The sequence below is a fragment of the Microtetraspora sp. AC03309 genome (assembly GCF_020826795.1).
In the GTDB taxonomy this organism is placed as follows: domain Bacteria; phylum Actinomycetota; class Actinomycetes; order Streptosporangiales; family Streptosporangiaceae; genus Microtetraspora; species Microtetraspora glauca.
Genome location: NZ_JADDIL010000343.1, coordinates 1 through 631 on the forward strand (window position 1 = coordinate 1; position 631 = coordinate 631).

Sequence of the window (631 nt, forward strand, 5' to 3'; positions counted from 1 at the left end):
ATTACGGCGTGACCAAGGCGGTCTGATCCGCTTCCGCCCGCATCTGCGGGTACGTCGGGTACTCGATTCCCGACAGGTACTGCACGGTGCGCACCACCTGAGACGAGTAGCCGAATTCGTTGTCGTACCAGACGTAGAGGATCACGTTGTCCTCGTCGACAATCGTCGCGTTGGCATCGATGATGCTTGCCGCGCGGGAGCCGATGAAGTCGCTGGACACTGCGTCGGTCGCGGCGGTGTAGTCGAGATTGCGGCTCAACGGGCCCGACAGTGACGCCTGGCGCAGGTACTCCAGTGCCTCTTCCTTGGTGGTCGGCCGGTGCAACTGCATGTTCAGGATGGCCACCGACACATCCGGGGTGGGGACGCGGATCGAGCTGCCGCTGATCTTGGCCTTCAATTCCGGCATCGCCTTGGCCACTGCGGAGGCGGCACCGGTTTCGGTGAGCACCAGGTTGAACGGCGCGGACCGGCCACGGCGATCGGCCTTGTGGTAGTTGTCCAGCAGGTTCTGATCGTTGGTGAACGAGTGCACGGTCTCCACGTGGCAACGGGCGATGCCGTACTCGTCGTCCATGGCCTTCAGCGGCGGGACGATCGCGTTGGTGGTGCAGGACGCGCAGGAGAAGAT

General features: G+C 63.4%; 1 pseudogene. It reads right to left on the reverse strand.

Annotation, left to right across the window (positions count from 1 at the left end):
- Position 1: 1 nt before the first annotated feature.
- Positions 2 to 631: pseudogene (locus tag IMZ11_RS43235) on the reverse strand (glyceraldehyde-3-phosphate dehydrogenase); the annotation flags it as partial.